Raw genomic sequence first — 17951 nt, 5'->3', positions numbered from 1 at the left:
ATATATAATTTCTATTAAAAAAGGGGACAGAGTTGTTATCCTCTGCACCCCACAATAATTAATTACCTAAGACCACTCCTGGATAATAGAAATTGAGTATTTCTGTATAGCTCTTACCTTGGTCTCCCATAGCTTTTGCACCATACTGACTCATTCCCACTCCATGACCATAACCTTTACCACTTACTGTAACCTTTGTACCATTATCAGAAACACCAGTTACATGGTAACTCTTAAATAAAGTCCCACCTAACATGCTTCTAAGCACACTAATATTAACATTATCTTTTGCCAAAGTGTGCAACTTGATGTCACCAAGAAGTGCATTCTTAATTTGATTACGTGTTGTCGGGCTAATTGCTAAATCTCCACCCAAATAGTAAATATTAGGTCGAACCTCTAAGTTTTTTAGCCAATTTTTTGGTTCAGTAGGGAATTCATTCTGTTTTGTTAAGATAACGGGTGCATCAAATCTTGCAGCCAATGCAGCACCTGGGAGGGCATCTATGAATATATCTCCTCGAGCAAAAAATACGGTACTTAAATCGTAATTGAACTTCTTAGCAATCGCTACACTTGTATCATATCTTGTAGTACCCGCTACACGTTCAACGGAAGTTACGCCCAACGACCTTAATTCATTTATAACTTGATCTGAAATCGCCAAATATCCTCCAATTACATAGACCTTCGATATTGAACGGTTTCTGATAAATTGTTTAACATCTTCCGATAGTGAATTTACGCCAGTCAATAATATCGGGATTTGATTCTTCGCTGCATAGGATGCTACAGATAAAGCATCTGGAGAAGTATTACTTCCACTAGTTAAAAACAATGTAGATGAAGCTGGTATTTGTTCCGCTATCTTTACAGCTGTTTGATAACGTGATCCTCCTGCTACTCTTTCAACTTGAAAGCCACGATTTTGTAGCTGGTAAATCACATTATCTGAAATTGCTAGTGGACCACCTAAAACATAAACTTTTCTTGTACTCGGATTCAGTGAGGTAATTTTATTTAACACAGCCTCTGGTACATTACTATTATTCGTAAGTAAAAGTGGGGAATCATACTTTTTAGCTAGCACTGTTCCTGTTAAAGCATCAACTGGTACATCACCACGACCGAGTACTACTGCATCAGATGAACTCCAACCATGGTTTGCAATTGCTACACTTGTATCATATCTTGATGTCCCATACAAAGAAGTAGCATAGTTATTAGGCAACTGGTTACCTTCATTTCTAATATATGTTCCATCAGGATTTTTCACCAAATATTGAACGTTGATTGAGCCATATTTCTTCTTACCTGTAGAACTACCAGTACTTGAGACTGTTTGTTCGTTTCCGATTTCCAATTTTGGAATTCCTACAATCTTAATATCGGCGTTTGAATGGTAATTATTCTTTATATAGGTTTTAATATTATTTAAAATAGTACGATCTGAAGAGTTTTCAGAAACCTGAGACCACCAACCGTCAGGATTCAGTAAATCTAGCCCACTGATGTTAATTTGTTGTTTATTTAGTGATAGACTCCAAGAATTTTGTGGATCATATGGATCTGGTTTCGACGGCAGGTACGCCACTTGTGCAGACCCCCAATAATTTGAATTGGATTCTGTATGACCACCATTACTTGATGAATAAACTGCAGAAATAAGAGCATTATTATATCTAAGAACTTGTCCTGAAGTTTCATTAACAGCCTGATTGGAATTATTATAGGTACTACTATTCCAAACATAACCACCATACACTTGGTAACTAATTGTATCATTTATAGTACTATTTATTTTTCCAAGAGCATAAGTTCTTGCTGCAACCGCCTGTGCTTTTAACGCATCTACGTTCCATTCAGCGGGCATTTCATACGGAACTACACCTTTCAGATAATCTTCTAAAGGAAGACTATTAATTGGTCTTATATATCCACTTTCAATGGTAAACTTGATATCTCCTAAATATGGTCGATTATTAATTGACACATAATTGGCAGTTCCATATTGCTCAGGTGATATAGTAAAAGAAGAACCCAATGTTTGAATTAATACATTATCTTGATATAGATTTAAACTACCATTTTGATAGCGAACGTAAAAATTTTGATTGGATAATAGAGCAAAATTAGAATCTCCGTTAACAATATATTTACCCGTAACTTTGATGGATAAATCCCCTTGATTCCCTAAATAGTTTACTAGTTTCACTGAAACAATTGGATTCTCTCCTCCACTTGCTTTAGCGTTTAACTGAACAAAGCATAGTTGGACAAACACCGCCATTAAGACAAAAAACAACAGAGGTTTTTTCACTTAATCTCCTCCTAAATTTCATTTTTTCTACGTTTCTCTTATTAATAATACAAAAGTAGTCAATTATCTACAATAGATTTGTAGAAAGAAAGAAAAAAAGGAGAAAACACCCATTTTCTCCTTTTATTATTATTTTTCTACAGTTTGTAATACTGATTCTGCTGAGTAACCTTGTTCACCAGTTAATTCAAATGTCTCTTTAATGAGTCCTACCTCTGGTGCAATGTAATACGTATAAATAGTATCAGCACCTTCTACCTCATCCGTTACTTTTCTCAATACATACACGTTTGTAAATTTACCGTATGGTACCTCGACCGTTTCATTCTCGCTTACTATTTCCCAATTCGCTCCACCATTTTCCGCGTATAGAGTATCTTGTACTTCCTCACTCAAATCTGACAAATAATTTTTATTTGGATCTTCGAGGTCCTTTTCCTCAAGGACTAATGAAATTTCATTCTCAGTCCATTTGTAAACTTGAACTGCTACAGATTCACCAATTCTAACGACTCTTTGAATATAGTCTTCATTTCCATAAGGAAATTCCTCTTGTAATCCAGCAAAGTCCCCTGCCTCAATAAAGGTTTTTTTAACTCCCACCTCAGGACGATACCTTTTCATTGAATCTTCATCTAATGTAGTCTCTTTTTTGGGGGCATCTTCTTTTGTCTCTTCTTCTGTTACTTCGTTTACTGTGGACACTTCTTTCTCTTCTTTGTTTACTTTTTCTTCTTCTTTATTTGTACAACCGACGACGATGATACTAAGAATTAAAACCAATGCAATCATTATTTGTTTCATCATAGATTTCTCCCTTCAAAAAGATAGCAAACCTGTAGAGGTTTGCCATCAATTATTTTATTGGACCTTATTTGAAAGTGTTGCTTTCAGATGTTCTGGTATAGCTAAAGGTCCGCCCACAACAGTAAGGTTCTCAACTCTATTTTCCTCTGTATATTTCAACAAGAAGGATTCCACGTTTTTGTTGACATCAGAGCCAACAAGAACTAATGGGGCCTTATTAAGTATAGAAAGAGGTGCAGCAGACAAAGCATCAGGGAAGTTCAAACCAGTTGATACGTTAACTGTGTTTGACTTCATAACATCTTTAAAATTCCATAGAATACTAGCTAACGTATCATATCGACTTGTCCCTGATAGCCTCTTAACATTTGCAGCACTATTTTGAGACAAAATTTGATTTTCTACACCTGCTGGTACTACTAATTCCCCACCAAGTATAGCAATCTGTTTTCCTCTAATATAATTTAAAGCCGCATCAGATAACCCATTCTTCTCGGTTAAGACAATAGCCCAATTGTTTGCCGCTGCAATCGGAGCAGCTGCTAGTGCATCTGGAAAACTTCTAGCAGAGGCAACAAATACTCCATTTACATTGCCAAGCCTTTGATTAATTTGATTATTTGTCTCTGTTCTATTTTGTCCCTGAATGCGCTCCACTTGGATTCCTAACCCTCTAATCGCATTTTCTATATTAGTAGATATAGCAAGTGGACCACCCAATATCACGACTTTATTAGCTCTTAAACGAATCAATTCGTCTCTTACTTCAGGTAATAATGCCTGAGCATTATTTAATAATATAGGCGCATTCTCCAGCTTCGCTGTTAGCGGTCCAGCTGAAAGTGCATCAGCAGAATCTAACCCCGTAGATAAGATAACTGTTCTCTCCTGTTTGTCATCAGGGAAGCCATTTGGATAAAGGTCTCTAGATATTGCAATTGAAGTTAAATATCTTGTTTGCCCATTTACAGCCTTTACTTGTACATTTTTTGTAGTACCTTCATTGGCTATATTTGTCCACAAGACATCATTAGTTCCCTTTTTAACTATTCTTGTATTAGCTTTATCCTTTGCATAATTAACTGCCTGATTATAATCATAAAATTCTGTAGTTGCCCCACTAGTCTGTTCCTGAACCACATAATTTGCCGTAACGAAATTAGACCATACCGTGTAACCTGTTGCTTTTTCTACAACTCTAGAATCAGATTGCCCATTTGCAAAGTTTATCGCCTCTTGTTGTGTAGCAAAACCTTTAACGAGCCCGTTTGTCTTATGATATACCTCAAAGTTATTATTGTCCCAAATATAAGTTTGAGCGTTCTTATCAAATACTTGTACAACACCAGACGTATTTTGAGCAAAGTTTATGGCGTCATTTCTATTCTTAAATGTTTGAACTTTAACTCCATTTTTATAGACGTCATAAGCCTTGAAATACTCAACAACTGCATTCCCTATTGCTTGCGCTGCTTTATTTTGAAAATCCGCAGTTTTAACACGACTTTCTTCTTCTCTATTCGTCATGTAGCCAAGTTCTAATAAGACTGCTGGCATTTGTGCATTTCTAATTACATATAAACTCTGATCATTGTGTATTTTTCTGTCAATCATGTTTAAATTACTTACGAAAGTAGGATGAATAGTTTCCGCAAGCCGCTTACTATCATTTAAATAAGTAAGCTGTTTTGGATCTGGGGGATAGGCGGACTTATAATGATTTACCCCATCATAGTAGTAAGTTTCGTAACCTTTTACATACGGGCTTGAAGGAGAGCCATTATGATGGATGGAAACAAATATACTATTGTCATTGTTTCCAGCAGCAAATCCATTCGCCTTTTTCATCCTTAATTGATGGTCTCCACCATCTCCGGCTAAATAAGAGGAAAATTCAGTATCCGTTTCCCTAGTGATGTATACTTTAATTCCTGAGTTTTTTAAGTAGTCACGTAATTTTAACCCAACCGATAAATTTACGTCCCGTTCACATAAGTCTTTTGGAGATTCCTTAGTAACTCCACAAGTTCCCGTATGCCTCCCTCCATGTCCAGGATCAATTACGAGAACCTTCTCCGCTAGTGCTCCTGCAGGAAATAAGAATAAGCAGATGACGACAAACCCTAGCAGTTTAGCAATCTTAAAATTCATTCCAGTACCCCTTCCCTTAGTTGTCTATTTCTAACTCACATTCCTAATTATACCACCTAATTCTACAAATTTTGCAAACTACTTTGTAAAATCTCTTAATTAGGTAAATGGACCTTACTTACTGGATTTTTCTCTAATAATGTTAAAAGTTCAGGTACTGATCGATAGCCTATAGAATAACGCCCTATTTCCGGACTATTAACCTTATATGCGTATACTGCATCTATAACTTTTTCTGGATTTTTTACAGGCATATAGAAACCTTCTACTTGTTCATGTAGATAAGGCGATATATAGAATCTAGCATGTTGTACTTTCCCCTCATGATAAAGTTGATTTAGAGCTATTCCTGAATTTTTATGATCTGGGTGTGTTTCATAGAAGGATAAAGTACGATGCTCTGCACCAGGATAAAGTGTTTCGAATTGTTCAATTACACCCCTAACATCATCTACCATTAATCCCATATCAGGGTATTGATAGAAATGTAAATTAGCAGGATTAACACCCAATCTTGTAACAGAATCCTGAAACTCTCTTACTCTCGCATCTCCGAATTCATCTTTTGTCATTTCAGGAAAATCCTGTCCAAGCACTTGATACACATTAGATGACTCACCTTTTGTTAAGAGAACAACATGAACATCAAACCCTCTATCGATATAATATTCTATCCCAACACCAGTAGCTAATACTTCATCATCTGGATGAGGAATGTAAAATATTATTGGTTTTGACGAATCCTGGACCTCATATGGTAGTTCCGAATTCATTTTATTCAATACATTTTGGTTGATTGCTAATTCTCCCCCCAAAATATATGTATCTGATAACAGATATTTTTTCAGAACAGCAGAAACATTTTCTGGTATACTATCAGACTTTACTAGTATTACTGGACTATTACTTTTAGCTCCTAATACAGCCCCTGATAAAGCATCCGCAAAATTAGCTCCTGTGGCTACATATAAATTTGTGAAACCATTATAAAATGTATCGACAATTTCTGCGGAAGTATCATATCTACTTGTGCCACTAATCCGATCAGCGCTTAATTGCTGTTGAATTGAGCTATCTACAGCTAGTTCGCCTCCAATTATATATCTTTCGCTAGCTTTCAAAGCTAATTGCTTGGTCTCTTCAGTGATTGAAGTTGTATTCGTAATGAGTATTGGCGCACCGCTATTAGCAGCAATTGAACCAATTGAGAGAGCATCTGGGTAATTAAACCCATTAACGATGAAAGCTTTATCATAATCTCCTAATTGAGCCGCAATAGCTTCCGCTGTTTTGAACCTGTTCTCACCTGCAATCCGCTTTACCGAAACCCCAAGGTCCTCTATTAATTTCTTTTCTACATTAAGAGAAACGGCTAATTGGCCCCCGAGAATAATCACATTCGAAGAGCGCAATCTTTTGATTTCGTTGATTGTTTCATCAGGTAATTCATTAGGTCTAGTCAACAAGATTGGCGCATTTAATTTATAAGCCAGCGGAACACTTGCCAAAGCATCTGGAAAATCCATTCCTTGAGCAAGAATCACAGTATTGGATTGACTCCAACCCTGTTGAGAAATTTTTACAGCAGTGTCATAACGATTAGTTCCCGCAATACGATGTGCTTCTGCATTTGCAGGAGAAGTGATAAAAAAAAGAAATATTACTAGAACGGAAAGAGATGTACTGAATCTAATTCTTGTTTGCATTAATCTTGAACCTCCCACTTTCTTTACACAGTTACATATTTTAACATATATTAGTTCCTATTTCCCCTGTAAATTTAAAAAAGAAAGCATCAAGATTTGATACTTTCTTTTTGTATAATGTATTTCACCTATAATTTATTCTTTCATTTGGTATTGCAAGCTCTCCACCTAAGACATAAGTCGTATTCAAATGACTCTTCAGATAATTGTACGTTACTTCCTCATTTCGATATGGATTAATCAAAACAATAGGTGCATTCATTCTATTAGCTAAGCCCGAAGCCGTTACCGCATCAGGATAGTCCTCGAAGTTCGTAGACGTTGATGCTCCCCTTACTAAGATAAAAGAGTCCTGTGAAGCAAAAGTTTTTACAGCATTAATATTAGTTTCATATCTTGATAGCCCTTGTACTCTAACAACTTCTATCCCCTTACTATTCAGAGACTTTTCGAGTCCATCACTAATCGCTAAATGTCCACCCAATATTGTTACCTTCTTAACAGATGATGGAAGTGAGATAGGTAAATAATTAGTCGATGCAAGGTATATCGGTTTCTTATACACAGAAGAAATACTTGAAGCAGATAAGGCATCAGCTACCGTAATCCCATTTACTAGTAAAACCTCTGAGCTATTCCCTAATCCCGCGACGGAATTTACAGCATACGCTGTTTCAAAACGACTTTGTCCAAAAACTCTTTCGAGAGGTATACCTAATTTTTTCAAATCATTTTCTACTCCTATTGAAATAGCTAACGGTCCACCAAGCAAATATATTTTATTCGCATTTAATCTTCTTATTTCATTTTTAATATTATCACTCAACGAGTTTGGGTACGTTAAAAGTATCGGCGCATCCTTTATCCCCGCTAGCCCTGCCGCTGCTAATGCGTCTGCTGGGTTATCAGCTCTTGCCATTATAACTGCTTTTTCAGAATGGGTTAAACCATTCGGCCATCCCCTCTTAGAGATTTCAATAGCTGTATCAATCCTACTCGTTCCGTAGATCCTTTTTAATTCTAGATTTTTCACCATCAAGCTATAGGACTCATTTGACCATCTTAGGTTATAATCAAAAACCCCTATATTATATTCACCAGGTGTAGCATCAATAATATAATTTTCTCCTTCTCCTATATTACCAACATCAACAAATTCTTCCCATTCTACTATTTCCCCATTCTTTTTTTGTAACCACAAAACTAGATCGTTGTTTGGATGGCCCAACTCAATATGTAGTTTAGTAGTTTTCGATATACTAAGAGAGTACCAATCAATATCATCGTTTATTTGCAAATATTCATGGTTCATAGCATTTAAGGTAATTGTTTTAGCTGTACCGCTATCGTTACTAATATCATTAATTAAATTGGGTAAGTTTGTTGTCATCATTTTATAGGCATCAATTTTTCCAAATCCTGTGGATGGATTCCAAGAAGTTCCTGTGGAATTTTCTAGTAACCACTGCACTTGGGCAGGTCCCAAACCCGATTGTTCACTTAATAGTAACGAAGCAACACCACTCACTACTGGTGAGGCAAATGAGGTCCCATTGACCGATACATAAGAATTATTTAGGTCAGTTGTTACAATACCTTCCCCTGGAGCCATAACATCTAATTCATTTCCATAATTCGAAAATGTGGATTTATAACCTCTTTTGTTAACACTTCCTACACTTATAACAAATGGATAAGCAGCTGGATAGTTAACTTCAGCTCCATCATTACCAGATGCTGCAACTAAAACAATTCCTCGTAAGTAAGCTTCAAGTAATGCTCTATATTCTGCCTCGCTATACACTGGGGCTCCATAACTCATATTAATAATCTGGGCCCCATTATCAATCGCCTTATAAATACCATTGATAATATTGATCAATTCTAGCTGACCACCCTCGCTTACTTTAATAGGGATAATGCTTACATTGGGATTTATCCCTGCTATACCTATGCTATTATTAGTGTTTGCAGCGATGATCCCCGCAACCCTGGTACCATGCCCAAAATAATCGTCTATGTTTTCGTTTTTAGATATACTATTGAATCCATTATTTAATTTCCCGCTGAAATCTTGATGACTACTACTAACACCAGAATCTATGACAGCTACTCTAACTTCTTTATTATTATTCATCATTTCCCATGTATCTAAAACATTAACTGATTGTAGATACCACTGTTGGCTTAGTAAAGGATCATCACTAAATTCTTGCTGTTCTTTTAAGATATTAGGTTCAACATAATCAACATTTGGATCGTTTCTGAGTTTTTCTAAAACATCATCTAAATTCTCATCTTCTTGAACTTGAACTAGCCTATACCCTCTATTTACTAATGAAGGAGATATGTTTTTTAGATCAACCTCATATTTTTCAAGTGTAGGCTTCTTATCCCCTTTAAATTTTATAATAAGTTCTCGATTATAAATCTGGATATCATTAGTTGAAAAAAACTCTTTATTAGCTTTTTTTGTTTCTTTAATATAATAGTATTTTTCTATATTAGCAGATTGAGCAATTGAAGTGTCATTCCAGAAAAGATTCAAGATAAAAATAAAAATGGCTGAAATTAATAGAGGTAAAACTCTTATCTGCTTCAAATCGTATCCTCCTAAAGATCTGTTTTTCTTAATATTGTATCTTAAAAACAAGCACCTTGACCTGATTATTTTTTCCATAAGTAATCAAAATGAATTAAAAAATACACATTAAGAAACTTTACTTTTACACTAAGTGTTATTTTCTCGTTTTTTATCTAGTAAATTAGGCAGAAAAAGCAATAAAAATTCAGACTAACACATTATTTTCCTCTTCGAAATTTCTTAAAATAATATGCTATCACTTTTATGACTAGATAAGATGCAAAAAATAAAAGATAACCCCAGATACTAATTACGGCATCATCAAATTCCATTTCTCCCCTACCCGTAATTTTCTGTTGTATTTCTATTGCAAATACTACGACTAACAGCACTGTAAAGGTATAGATAAAAGAAATCGATATTACGCTATATTTCGCCAGTTTTTTGAACATCATATGTACTATAAAGAACAAAACGATCCCTATGGTACCAAATACCCAGATATGGAGGTCTTTGTCGGTTAGGTTCAATCCTAACTCCTGCGATACTCTCATAATCAAATCATGAATTCTATTAACGATGTCGGCCACTGTAAGAATAAACTCTTTCATTTATTTCACCACTCTTTTAAAATTATGTGTAACCTATTTTACATAAATTGCGTCTAATTCACGTTAATACAAAAACATTCGAGCGTTCCCCCAGAATAGTCATCATCCATTATACACTTTATAGTGGCTAGAAAAAATTTTAGTCTGTTTTTGTCGTAAGATGTGCTATTCTATTTTATATGTGAATTTTTAGGAGGAAAGATACATGATTTCCCGCTTAGACAAAAAGCAAAAAAGGAAAAAGAAAAAATGGGTAAAAGTATTATTAATCGTAATCCTTTTGTTATTTATAGCAGTTGGCACTTATGCTTTTACAGTATATAGATCCTTAACAAATGCTGTAGATACAATGCACGCTCCAATCGATCGAGAAAAATCAGAAAAACGTACTGAACAAGTTGATCTTGAAAAAGCTCAGCCTTTCTCTGTACTCCTTTTAGGTGTAGATGAACGTGAAGGTGACAGAGGTAGATCTGACACAATGATTGTATTAGCAGTAAACCCATCCAAAAACTCAGTAAAGATGCTAAGTATCCCAAGAGACAGTCGAACAGAGATTATTGGTAAAGGTACCACAGATAAAATTAATCACGCCTACGCATTTGGAGGTGTTGAAATGTCTATCGCTACAGTTGAGAATTTCCTTGACCTCCCAATAGATCATTACGTTCAAATCAACATGGAAGGTTTCCAGGATATTGTTAATGCTGTTGGCGGAGTCACTGTTCAAAATGATTTAGATTTCACATACGAAGGTACACATTTCCCAGAAGGAGAACTATCTTTAGATGGGACAAAAGCTCTCAAATACTCAAGAATGCGCTATGAGGATCCTAGAGGTGACTTTGGTAGACAGCAAAGACAGAGACAAATTATCAAAGCCATTATCGATGAAGGTGCTAGTTTAAATACCTTAACTAATTTTGGAGATATCTTTACTGCACTTGGACAGAATGTTAAGACTGACTTAAGCTTCGACCAAATGGTCACAATTCAAAGTAAATACCGTACTGCTGCAAAAGAGATTGAACAGGTTACTGTGAATGGTCAAGGTACTAAAATTGATGGTATCTACTACCTTCAAGTATCGAATGAAGAGAAGTCAAGGTTAACATCGATTCTAGAAGAGCATCTTGAACTTGATGAATAAAGCAAAAGCTGATCCGATTGGATCAGCTTTTTTCTTTAAAAACTTATGCTTTTATAATAAACTTTCTACTTTACTCATGATGGATTCTTCTAATTCTTTAAGTAGAGCTTCGCTATGTTCTAATGAATTACCTTTCACACTGAAATAAAACTTTGCCTTCGGTTCAGTTCCGGATGGACGTAAGCAGAACCAGGAACCATCCTCCAAGAAGTATTTTAAAACATTAGATTTTGGTAAATCAATGGTAGAAGTAGTTTCATCTGTGTCAAAACTTGTTCTAGTAGAAGTTAAGTAGTCCTCTATTTTTACCACTTTCACATTATTAATTTCCTTAAATGGGCTTTCACGAAAAACACTAAGAATCTGTTGAATCTTTTCTGCTCCTTCCTTGCCTTTAAGCGTTAAAGATCTCAGAGATTCTTTATAATAACCGTATTGTTCAAATATCCCCATTAATCCATCAAATAGGGTTTGACCTTTTGATTTATAGAATGCCGCTACCTCAGCAGCAAATACAGCCGATTGAACCGCATCTTTGTCTCTAACAAAATCCCCAATTAAATATCCATAGCTTTCTTCATAGCCAAATAAGAATTTATAGCTATTATTTTCTTCAAATTCATTTATTTTTTCACCAATAAATTTAAAGCCAGTTAAAGTATCAATAGTTGGTAATCCAAAACTTTGGGCAATTGTTCTGCCAATTTCGGAAGTCACAATTGTTTTAATTATAATCCCATTTTCTGGTAATCTATTTTGTTCCTTCATTTGGAACAATAAGTAGTGTAACATAAGTGCACCCATTTGATTACCAGTCAACACATCAAACTTACCTGAATTATTTCTAACTGCAACTCCTAGTCGGTCAGCATCAGGGTCTGTACCCATAAGTATATCTGCATTTAATCTATCCCCATACGAAATAGCAATTTCAAAAGCTTCGTGTTCCTCTGGATTAGGAGATAATACTGTGGAAAAATTTGAATCTGGTTGTTCCTGTTCCCTCACTACATTAACATTTTTAAAACCAAAAGCTTCTAATCCTTTTTTTACTGGTATATTTCCTGTTCCGTGTAGTGGAGTGTAAACTATTGACAGATCGTGTGCAACTTTTTCAACTAACTGTTTATTTTGTTGAATTGTTTTTAAATGATTTATATATTCCGTTAATAACTCTTCTCCAGCCGTGTTAATTATTCCTTTTTCCCTCAGCTCAACTTCATCTACAACCTGGATTGAAAGCTCATCTTCGATTTCATTTATGTATTTAACAATGATATCGACCATAGTTGGTGAAACCTGCCCACCATCATTGCCATAAACCTTGTAGCCATTATATTCTGAAGGATTATGACTAGCCGTAATCACGACGCCAGCGTATGCATGAAGATGACGGACGGCAAAGGAGAGTATAGGAGTCGGAGTAACTTCATCAAAAAGATACGCTTTAATCCCATGTGTTCCTACTGTTTTTGCAACTTCTAATGCAAATTCACGAGATTTATGTCTTGTATCATAGGCTATAACTACACCTTGCTCTACCGCTTCTTTACCTTGCATTAAAATATATTGGGCCAATCCTTCAGAAGCTTTACGTACCATGTATTTATTAATACGATTCGTACCAGCTCCAATTTCTCCTCTCATTCCTCCTGTACCAAATTCTAGACTTTTATAAAAACGGTCCTCTTGCTCTTTGGTGTTATCCTTTATATTTTGTAACTCATCCTTAAGTTCCTGAACTACCACAGGAGAGTTTAACCATTTTTCATATAATTCTTGCCAACTCATTTGCATTTTCCTTTCTAATTATGAGAAAAGCCCCCATGTTAAGAAGGCTTTTCACTTATTTTTCTGAACTGGTTGATTCACAAAGTTCTATGATTTTATCCCAGTCTAACTCCAGCCTGATCGTATCTTCTTTTACTAATTCCGTCCCACTTTGAACTTCTATAATTTCTAAATCTGTGATTGCCCGAATTGCATGTTTTGTTCCAATAGGAACTTCAATAATATCTCCAGCACTCACATTTTTTATTTTATCGTTTAGTATAACTTCACCTTGACCATTAAGGACAGTCCATACTTCAGTTCGTTTATCATGCAACTGATAACTTAAATTTCTATTCGCTTTGATTATTATTTTTTTCGTGATGACTTCTGGCCCATTCTCAAACTTTGTATGGTCTAAGACCTTATAGGTTCCCCAACGTCTTTCTTCATACATAGGTCTTTGATTAAAATCATTGATTATTTCTTTTAAGCGTGGGCTAGCCGATTTTTCTGTTACTAAAATACCGTCTGGTGAAGCTGCTACTAATAAATCCGACACACCTAGAATAGCAACCGGTATATCTAACTCATTAACTAAATGAGTATTTTGGCTGTCATCGCTTATTTTTCCTTTCCCAATGAGATTAATTCCCATCTCTTCGGTTAGCGTATTCCAAGTACCAAGATCCTTCCAATACCCATCATATGGTAATGCGACTATACTGTTAGCTTTTTCAACTACTTCATAATCGAAACTATTTTTCGGTAATTTATTATACGTTTTTAGTAATTCTGGATATGAAGTTGGAAGGCCTGCTTTCTCCACCATATTAATAATATACTTGAGTTTAAATGCAAACACTCCACAATTCCACAATGCATTCTCTGCAATTAAAGCCTCAGCTTCTTTTTCGCTTGGCTTTTCCTTAAAATGACTGACGGAAAAATAAGACTTTTGATCTTCATCTTGTCTCGGAATGATATATCCGTACTTTGAGGATGGGTAGGTTGGTGTAACCCCCATTAATGCTAAATCAGCGTTTGATTCCACAACTACTTGTTCTAATTGAGCTACTTTCTCAAAAAAATCATCATCAACATAAGGGTCTACCGGTAGTACAGCAATAACTTCTTCTAAATCAGTATTTTTCTCTGAGTATAAATATGCTGCGGACAAAGCTATAGCTGGATAGGTGTCTCTTCTTTCAGGCTCAATCACGATTGAAACTTCTGTTCCTAGCTGACTTTGTATCATCTCAACTTGTGATTTACTGGTCGCAATCACAGATGAATGATTTAAATTCACTGCCTCTAATTGTTTATATACCCTTTGAACCATGGAGACATATTCTCCATCTTGACCTTCTAATATTTTTAAAAATTGCTTGGAGCGAGAGTCGTTGGATAAGGGCCACAAACGTTTACCTGAGCCTCCTGATAATAAGACAAGCTTCACTCTATAATCCCCTTTCCTTTTTTGTCATTACCGCTTCGTCGACAAAACTCTTTAATTCTTCTTTAAATCTTTCAGGCGAAAATTTTAAAGCGTGCTTCCTTATCTCTATCGGGACAAAGTTATGTTGATTTTGTTCAAATTTTTGTACTGCTTCTATAATACTTTCTTCGGTTTGTTCAGCAAAAAATAAACCAGTTGGTATGTCAGAATTTAAACCGTTAACCGTTTCTAATGCTCCACCTTTACCATAAGCAATAACTGGTGTACCACATGCCTGAGCTTCAACTGGTGTTATTCCAAAATCCTCTTCTGCGGCAAAAACAAATGCCTTCGCTCTTTGCATATAATCTTTAAGAACACTAAATTCTTGATAACCTAGTAATTCTACATTCGGTCCGGCTACTTGTTTTATTTTCTGAAAGTCAGGACCATCACCAATGACAACTAGCTTTTTATCTGCCATTTTTGTAAAGGCTTTAACAATCAAATCTATTTTTTTATAAGGCACCATTCTCGACGCTGTCATATAAAAATCTTCTTTTTTCTCATTTAACAAAAATGCTGTAACGTCGACCGGTGGATAAATAACATTTGCTTCTCTTCGGTATACTCTCCAAATTCTTCTACCAATAAATTTTGAATTGGCCAAGAAATAGTCCACATTATTGGCCGTTCGATAATCCCAATTTCTTATGTAATGAAGAATTCCTTTTGCAATCCATCCTTTTAAACCTTTCTCTAAACCAGATTCTTTAAGATATTGATGTTGAAGATCCCAGGCATAGCGAATTGGAGAATGCACATACGAAATATGAATTTGATCTGGACCTGTAATTATTCCTTTAGCGACCGCATGTGAGCTTGAAATAACTAAATCGTACTTCGAAACATCAAGTTGCTCAATCGCCACGGGCATGAATGGCAGGTAAGCCCGATATTTTTTATTGGAAAACGGAAGTTTTTGAATAAAACTTGTCTGAACTTTTTTATTTTTAATAAAATCCCTTTGGCCATCAGGTATGAAATCTACTAGTGAAAAAAGATCGGCTTCTGGAAAAATATCGAATATCCGTTCTACTACTTTTTCAGCTCCCGCGTATGTGACAAACCAATCGTGTACCACAGCAATTTTCATTTAAGCACCTCTTTAAACTCTTGAATAATTTGCTCTGAAGTATTTCTCCATTTAAATTTTTTCACGTGAGCTTTTCCTCTACCGATCAAATCCTTCTTAATTTCTTCGTTCTTAAGCACCAATAATATTTTTTCCGCTATATCCATCGGATTATGGGGATCAATATATAAAGATGCATCTTCACACACTTCCGGAATAGATGCTTTATTAGAAACTATTGTCGGACAATTTACCGCCATTGCTTCTAAAGGCGGCAATCCAAAACCTTCGTAGATGGAAGGGAAGACTAAAACATCCGCATGTTTATAGTACCTTTTTAATAATTCGTCGGAGACGTAACCAGTAAAAACTATTCTATCTGACAGTTCTTCGGCAGCTTTACCAATAAATTTGTCACCTGTAATAAATCCTTCCTTTTTCCCAACTATTACAAGATCTTGTTTAATTTCATCTTTTATCAATTTAAATGCTTGAATTAGTGAAATCAAATTTTTATGTGGTTTAACATTTCCTACATATAAAACATATGGCTTTTCAAGAACTCTTTCTGATTGCGGAAGAGCAAACCATTCTTCCTCAATTCCATTCGAAATTGCAATTATTTTTTTCGGTTTTACGCCAATATATTTGATTAACTCTTGTTTAGTAAATTCTGATACTGTAAAGATCTTTTTTGCTCTGAATCTTAATACAGTAAATAAAATTCTCGCATATATTTTCTTAAGCCCTTTATTGTACTGTGGAATAGCTAAATGAAATACATCATGTACAGTAGCAAATAGTTTACCCATAAAGAATATAGGTATATTGTAATGAGGCGACCAAAAATAGTCATATCGTCCATTTACTTTTTTAATAAACTCAATTTGCTCTCTTATTGTATAAATTGAAGAAGAAAACAATAGGAAAGAAACGTTATTTGGCCAGTTTAATTCCTTTTCATCAAAATCTATCCCAATTATTAAAGTGAACTCAACATTTGGAAACGCATTTATTACTCTTAGTACTGTGCTTTTTATATATGTACCGATTCCCGAATGTCTCCACATCCTAATATCAATAACGAATTTCTTTTTCTGCTTACTTTCTTTCGGTAAGTCTGAAAAATTTACTGTTGCTATAAGTGAATTATGTATAAAATTTACTTTAAATAAATCCATTTAATTCTCACCATTACCTTTTATAAGAAAGAATAATTATACAGCTTATTATGACTAAACTAATCCAAATCATTCTTTTATAGAGAGTCTATACCTTAAAATATTTATATAAAGTTGATAATCAAAAAGTAGAGCAAAAATAAACCCTATATTTTTGGAATTTTAATATAGGGTTTAAATATAAGCTAGTTTTTATAATAAACCATAAGAACCATATATATTCTCTCACATTACTTATTCGAATACATTTATTTTTTCTAAGAATAATAAATCTCCATTCAAAAAGATTTCCACGTCCTCAATAAAACGTGGAAATTTCTTACTATAATAATAATTGAGTTATTCTTAGGAATCTAAAATAGAAATTTAAGAAGAAAATTTACTTTTAGAAAGCGCCTCTTCTTAAAAAAACAGCTGTTATTGTTTTAAGTAATATTTTAATATCTAACAAAAGAGACTGATGATATACATAATGTAATTCAACATTAACTCTCTCTGGATAGTGCACATTGCTTCTACCACTAACTTGCCAATAACCTGTAATACCTGGCTTAACTGATAAAAAATCTGATACTTTTTCTTTATATTCTTTTAATTCGTCAGTTACAACTGGCCTTGGTCCTACTAAACTCATATTTCCTTTTAAAACATTAATAAGTTGTGGGAGTTCATCCAAGCTAGTCTTCCTAAGGAATCTTCCTGTCTTAGTAATCCTTGGGTCCTCCTCTGGTTCAAGCTTATAACTATTTTTGATATATTTTGCATATAACAATTTATTGGTCTTTAACTTTTCCTCTGCATTAACTACCATAGATCTGAATTTATAAATTTTAAACTCTTTTCCATTTTCGCCTATTCTTGATTGTTTGAAAACTATTGGTCCTTTATTTTCCCCAAACAAGTATAATAACGAAATAATAAGAAAAATAGGACTTGTTAATAAAAGACCAAATAATGCACCCACTATATCTATTAATCTCTTTATAAATAAATATAGATTAAAAAGAACTATTTCTTTCGGGGTAGAATTATATACTTGTTGTTTTTTTGGAATGATGACAACTTCTCTTATATTCATTTGTGTTTCTTGCATTAAAT

The 17951-nt window shown here is 34.6% G+C and carries 12 protein-coding genes; 1 reads left to right on the top strand and 11 read right to left on the bottom strand.

Features of this window, described 5'->3' with window-relative positions:
• Positions 1-58: 58 nt before the first annotated feature.
• The 6 genes from FA727_RS13155 to FA727_RS13130 form a co-directional block, all read right to left on the bottom strand.
• Entirely contained in the window at positions 59-2320 is a 2262-nt protein-coding gene (locus FA727_RS13155) for a SpoIID/LytB domain-containing protein (protein WP_136831477.1), read from the bottom strand.
• A 129-nt stretch (positions 2321-2449) separates the two neighbouring features.
• Positions 2450-3124: a hypothetical protein gene (locus tag FA727_RS13150; RefSeq protein ID WP_158318861.1), complete on the bottom strand. Its 675-nt coding sequence runs from the start codon at positions 3122-3124 to the stop codon at positions 2450-2452.
• Positions 3125-3181: 57 nt separating this feature from the next.
• Positions 3182-5278: a cell wall-binding repeat-containing protein gene (locus tag FA727_RS13145; protein WP_136831473.1), complete on the bottom strand. Its 2097-nt coding sequence runs from the start codon at positions 5276-5278 to the stop codon at positions 3182-3184.
• Positions 5279-5373: 95 nt separating this feature from the next.
• Entirely contained in the window at positions 5374-6984 is a 1611-nt protein-coding gene (locus FA727_RS13140; RefSeq protein WP_136831471.1) for a cell wall-binding repeat-containing protein, read from the bottom strand.
• Positions 6985-7108: 124 nt separating this feature from the next.
• Positions 7109-9586 (bottom strand): S8 family serine peptidase, encoded by a 2478-nt coding sequence (locus tag FA727_RS13135; protein ID WP_158318859.1) that lies wholly within the window; start codon positions 9584-9586, stop codon positions 7109-7111.
• Positions 9587-9786: 200 nt separating this feature from the next.
• Complete coding sequence (locus FA727_RS13130) at positions 9787-10158, bottom strand: hypothetical protein (RefSeq protein ID WP_306461673.1); 372 nt, start codon at positions 10156-10158, stop codon at positions 9787-9789.
• A 226-nt stretch (positions 10159-10384) separates the two neighbouring features.
• Here FA727_RS13130 and tagU point away from each other — a divergent pair, with 226 nt between their 5' ends.
• Complete coding sequence (tagU, locus tag FA727_RS13125; protein WP_136831466.1) at positions 10385-11329, top strand: polyisoprenyl-teichoic acid--peptidoglycan teichoic acid transferase TagU; 945 nt, start codon at positions 10385-10387, stop codon at positions 11327-11329.
• Positions 11330-11380: 51 nt separating this feature from the next.
• Here the strand turns inward: tagU and FA727_RS13120 are convergent, their stop codons facing one another.
• The 5 genes from FA727_RS13120 to FA727_RS13100 form a co-directional block, all read right to left on the bottom strand.
• Positions 11381-13126 carry a phospho-sugar mutase gene (locus FA727_RS13120; RefSeq protein WP_281280892.1) on the bottom strand — a complete coding sequence of 582 codons (1746 nt, stop codon included), beginning with the start codon at positions 13124-13126 and terminating at the stop codon, positions 11381-11383.
• A 49-nt stretch (positions 13127-13175) separates the two neighbouring features.
• Complete coding sequence (locus FA727_RS13115) at positions 13176-14558, bottom strand: sugar phosphate nucleotidyltransferase (protein ID WP_136831462.1); 1383 nt, start codon at positions 14556-14558, stop codon at positions 13176-13178.
• Between the two features lies 1 nt (position 14559).
• Positions 14560-15693, bottom strand: coding sequence for a glycosyltransferase family 4 protein (locus FA727_RS13110; RefSeq protein WP_136831460.1), 1134 nt, complete (start codon positions 15691-15693; stop codon positions 14560-14562).
• Complete coding sequence (locus FA727_RS13105) at positions 15690-16853, bottom strand: glycosyltransferase family 4 protein (RefSeq protein WP_136831458.1); 1164 nt, start codon at positions 16851-16853, stop codon at positions 15690-15692. The genes FA727_RS13110 and FA727_RS13105 overlap by 4 nt, the downstream gene beginning before the upstream one ends.
• A 385-nt stretch (positions 16854-17238) precedes the next feature.
• The gene (locus FA727_RS13100; RefSeq protein ID WP_438646628.1) at positions 17239-17907 is read right to left on the bottom strand and encodes a sugar transferase; all 669 of its coding nucleotides are present in this window, start codon (positions 17905-17907) and stop codon (positions 17239-17241) included.
• Positions 17908-17951 lie beyond the last annotated feature (44 nt).

The sequence above is a fragment of the Robertmurraya kyonggiensis genome (genome assembly GCF_005116465.1).
Classification (GTDB): Bacteria; Bacillota; Bacilli; order Bacillales; family Cytobacillaceae; genus Robertmurraya; species Robertmurraya kyonggiensis.
This window is presented reverse-complemented; position numbering and strand designations above follow the sequence as displayed.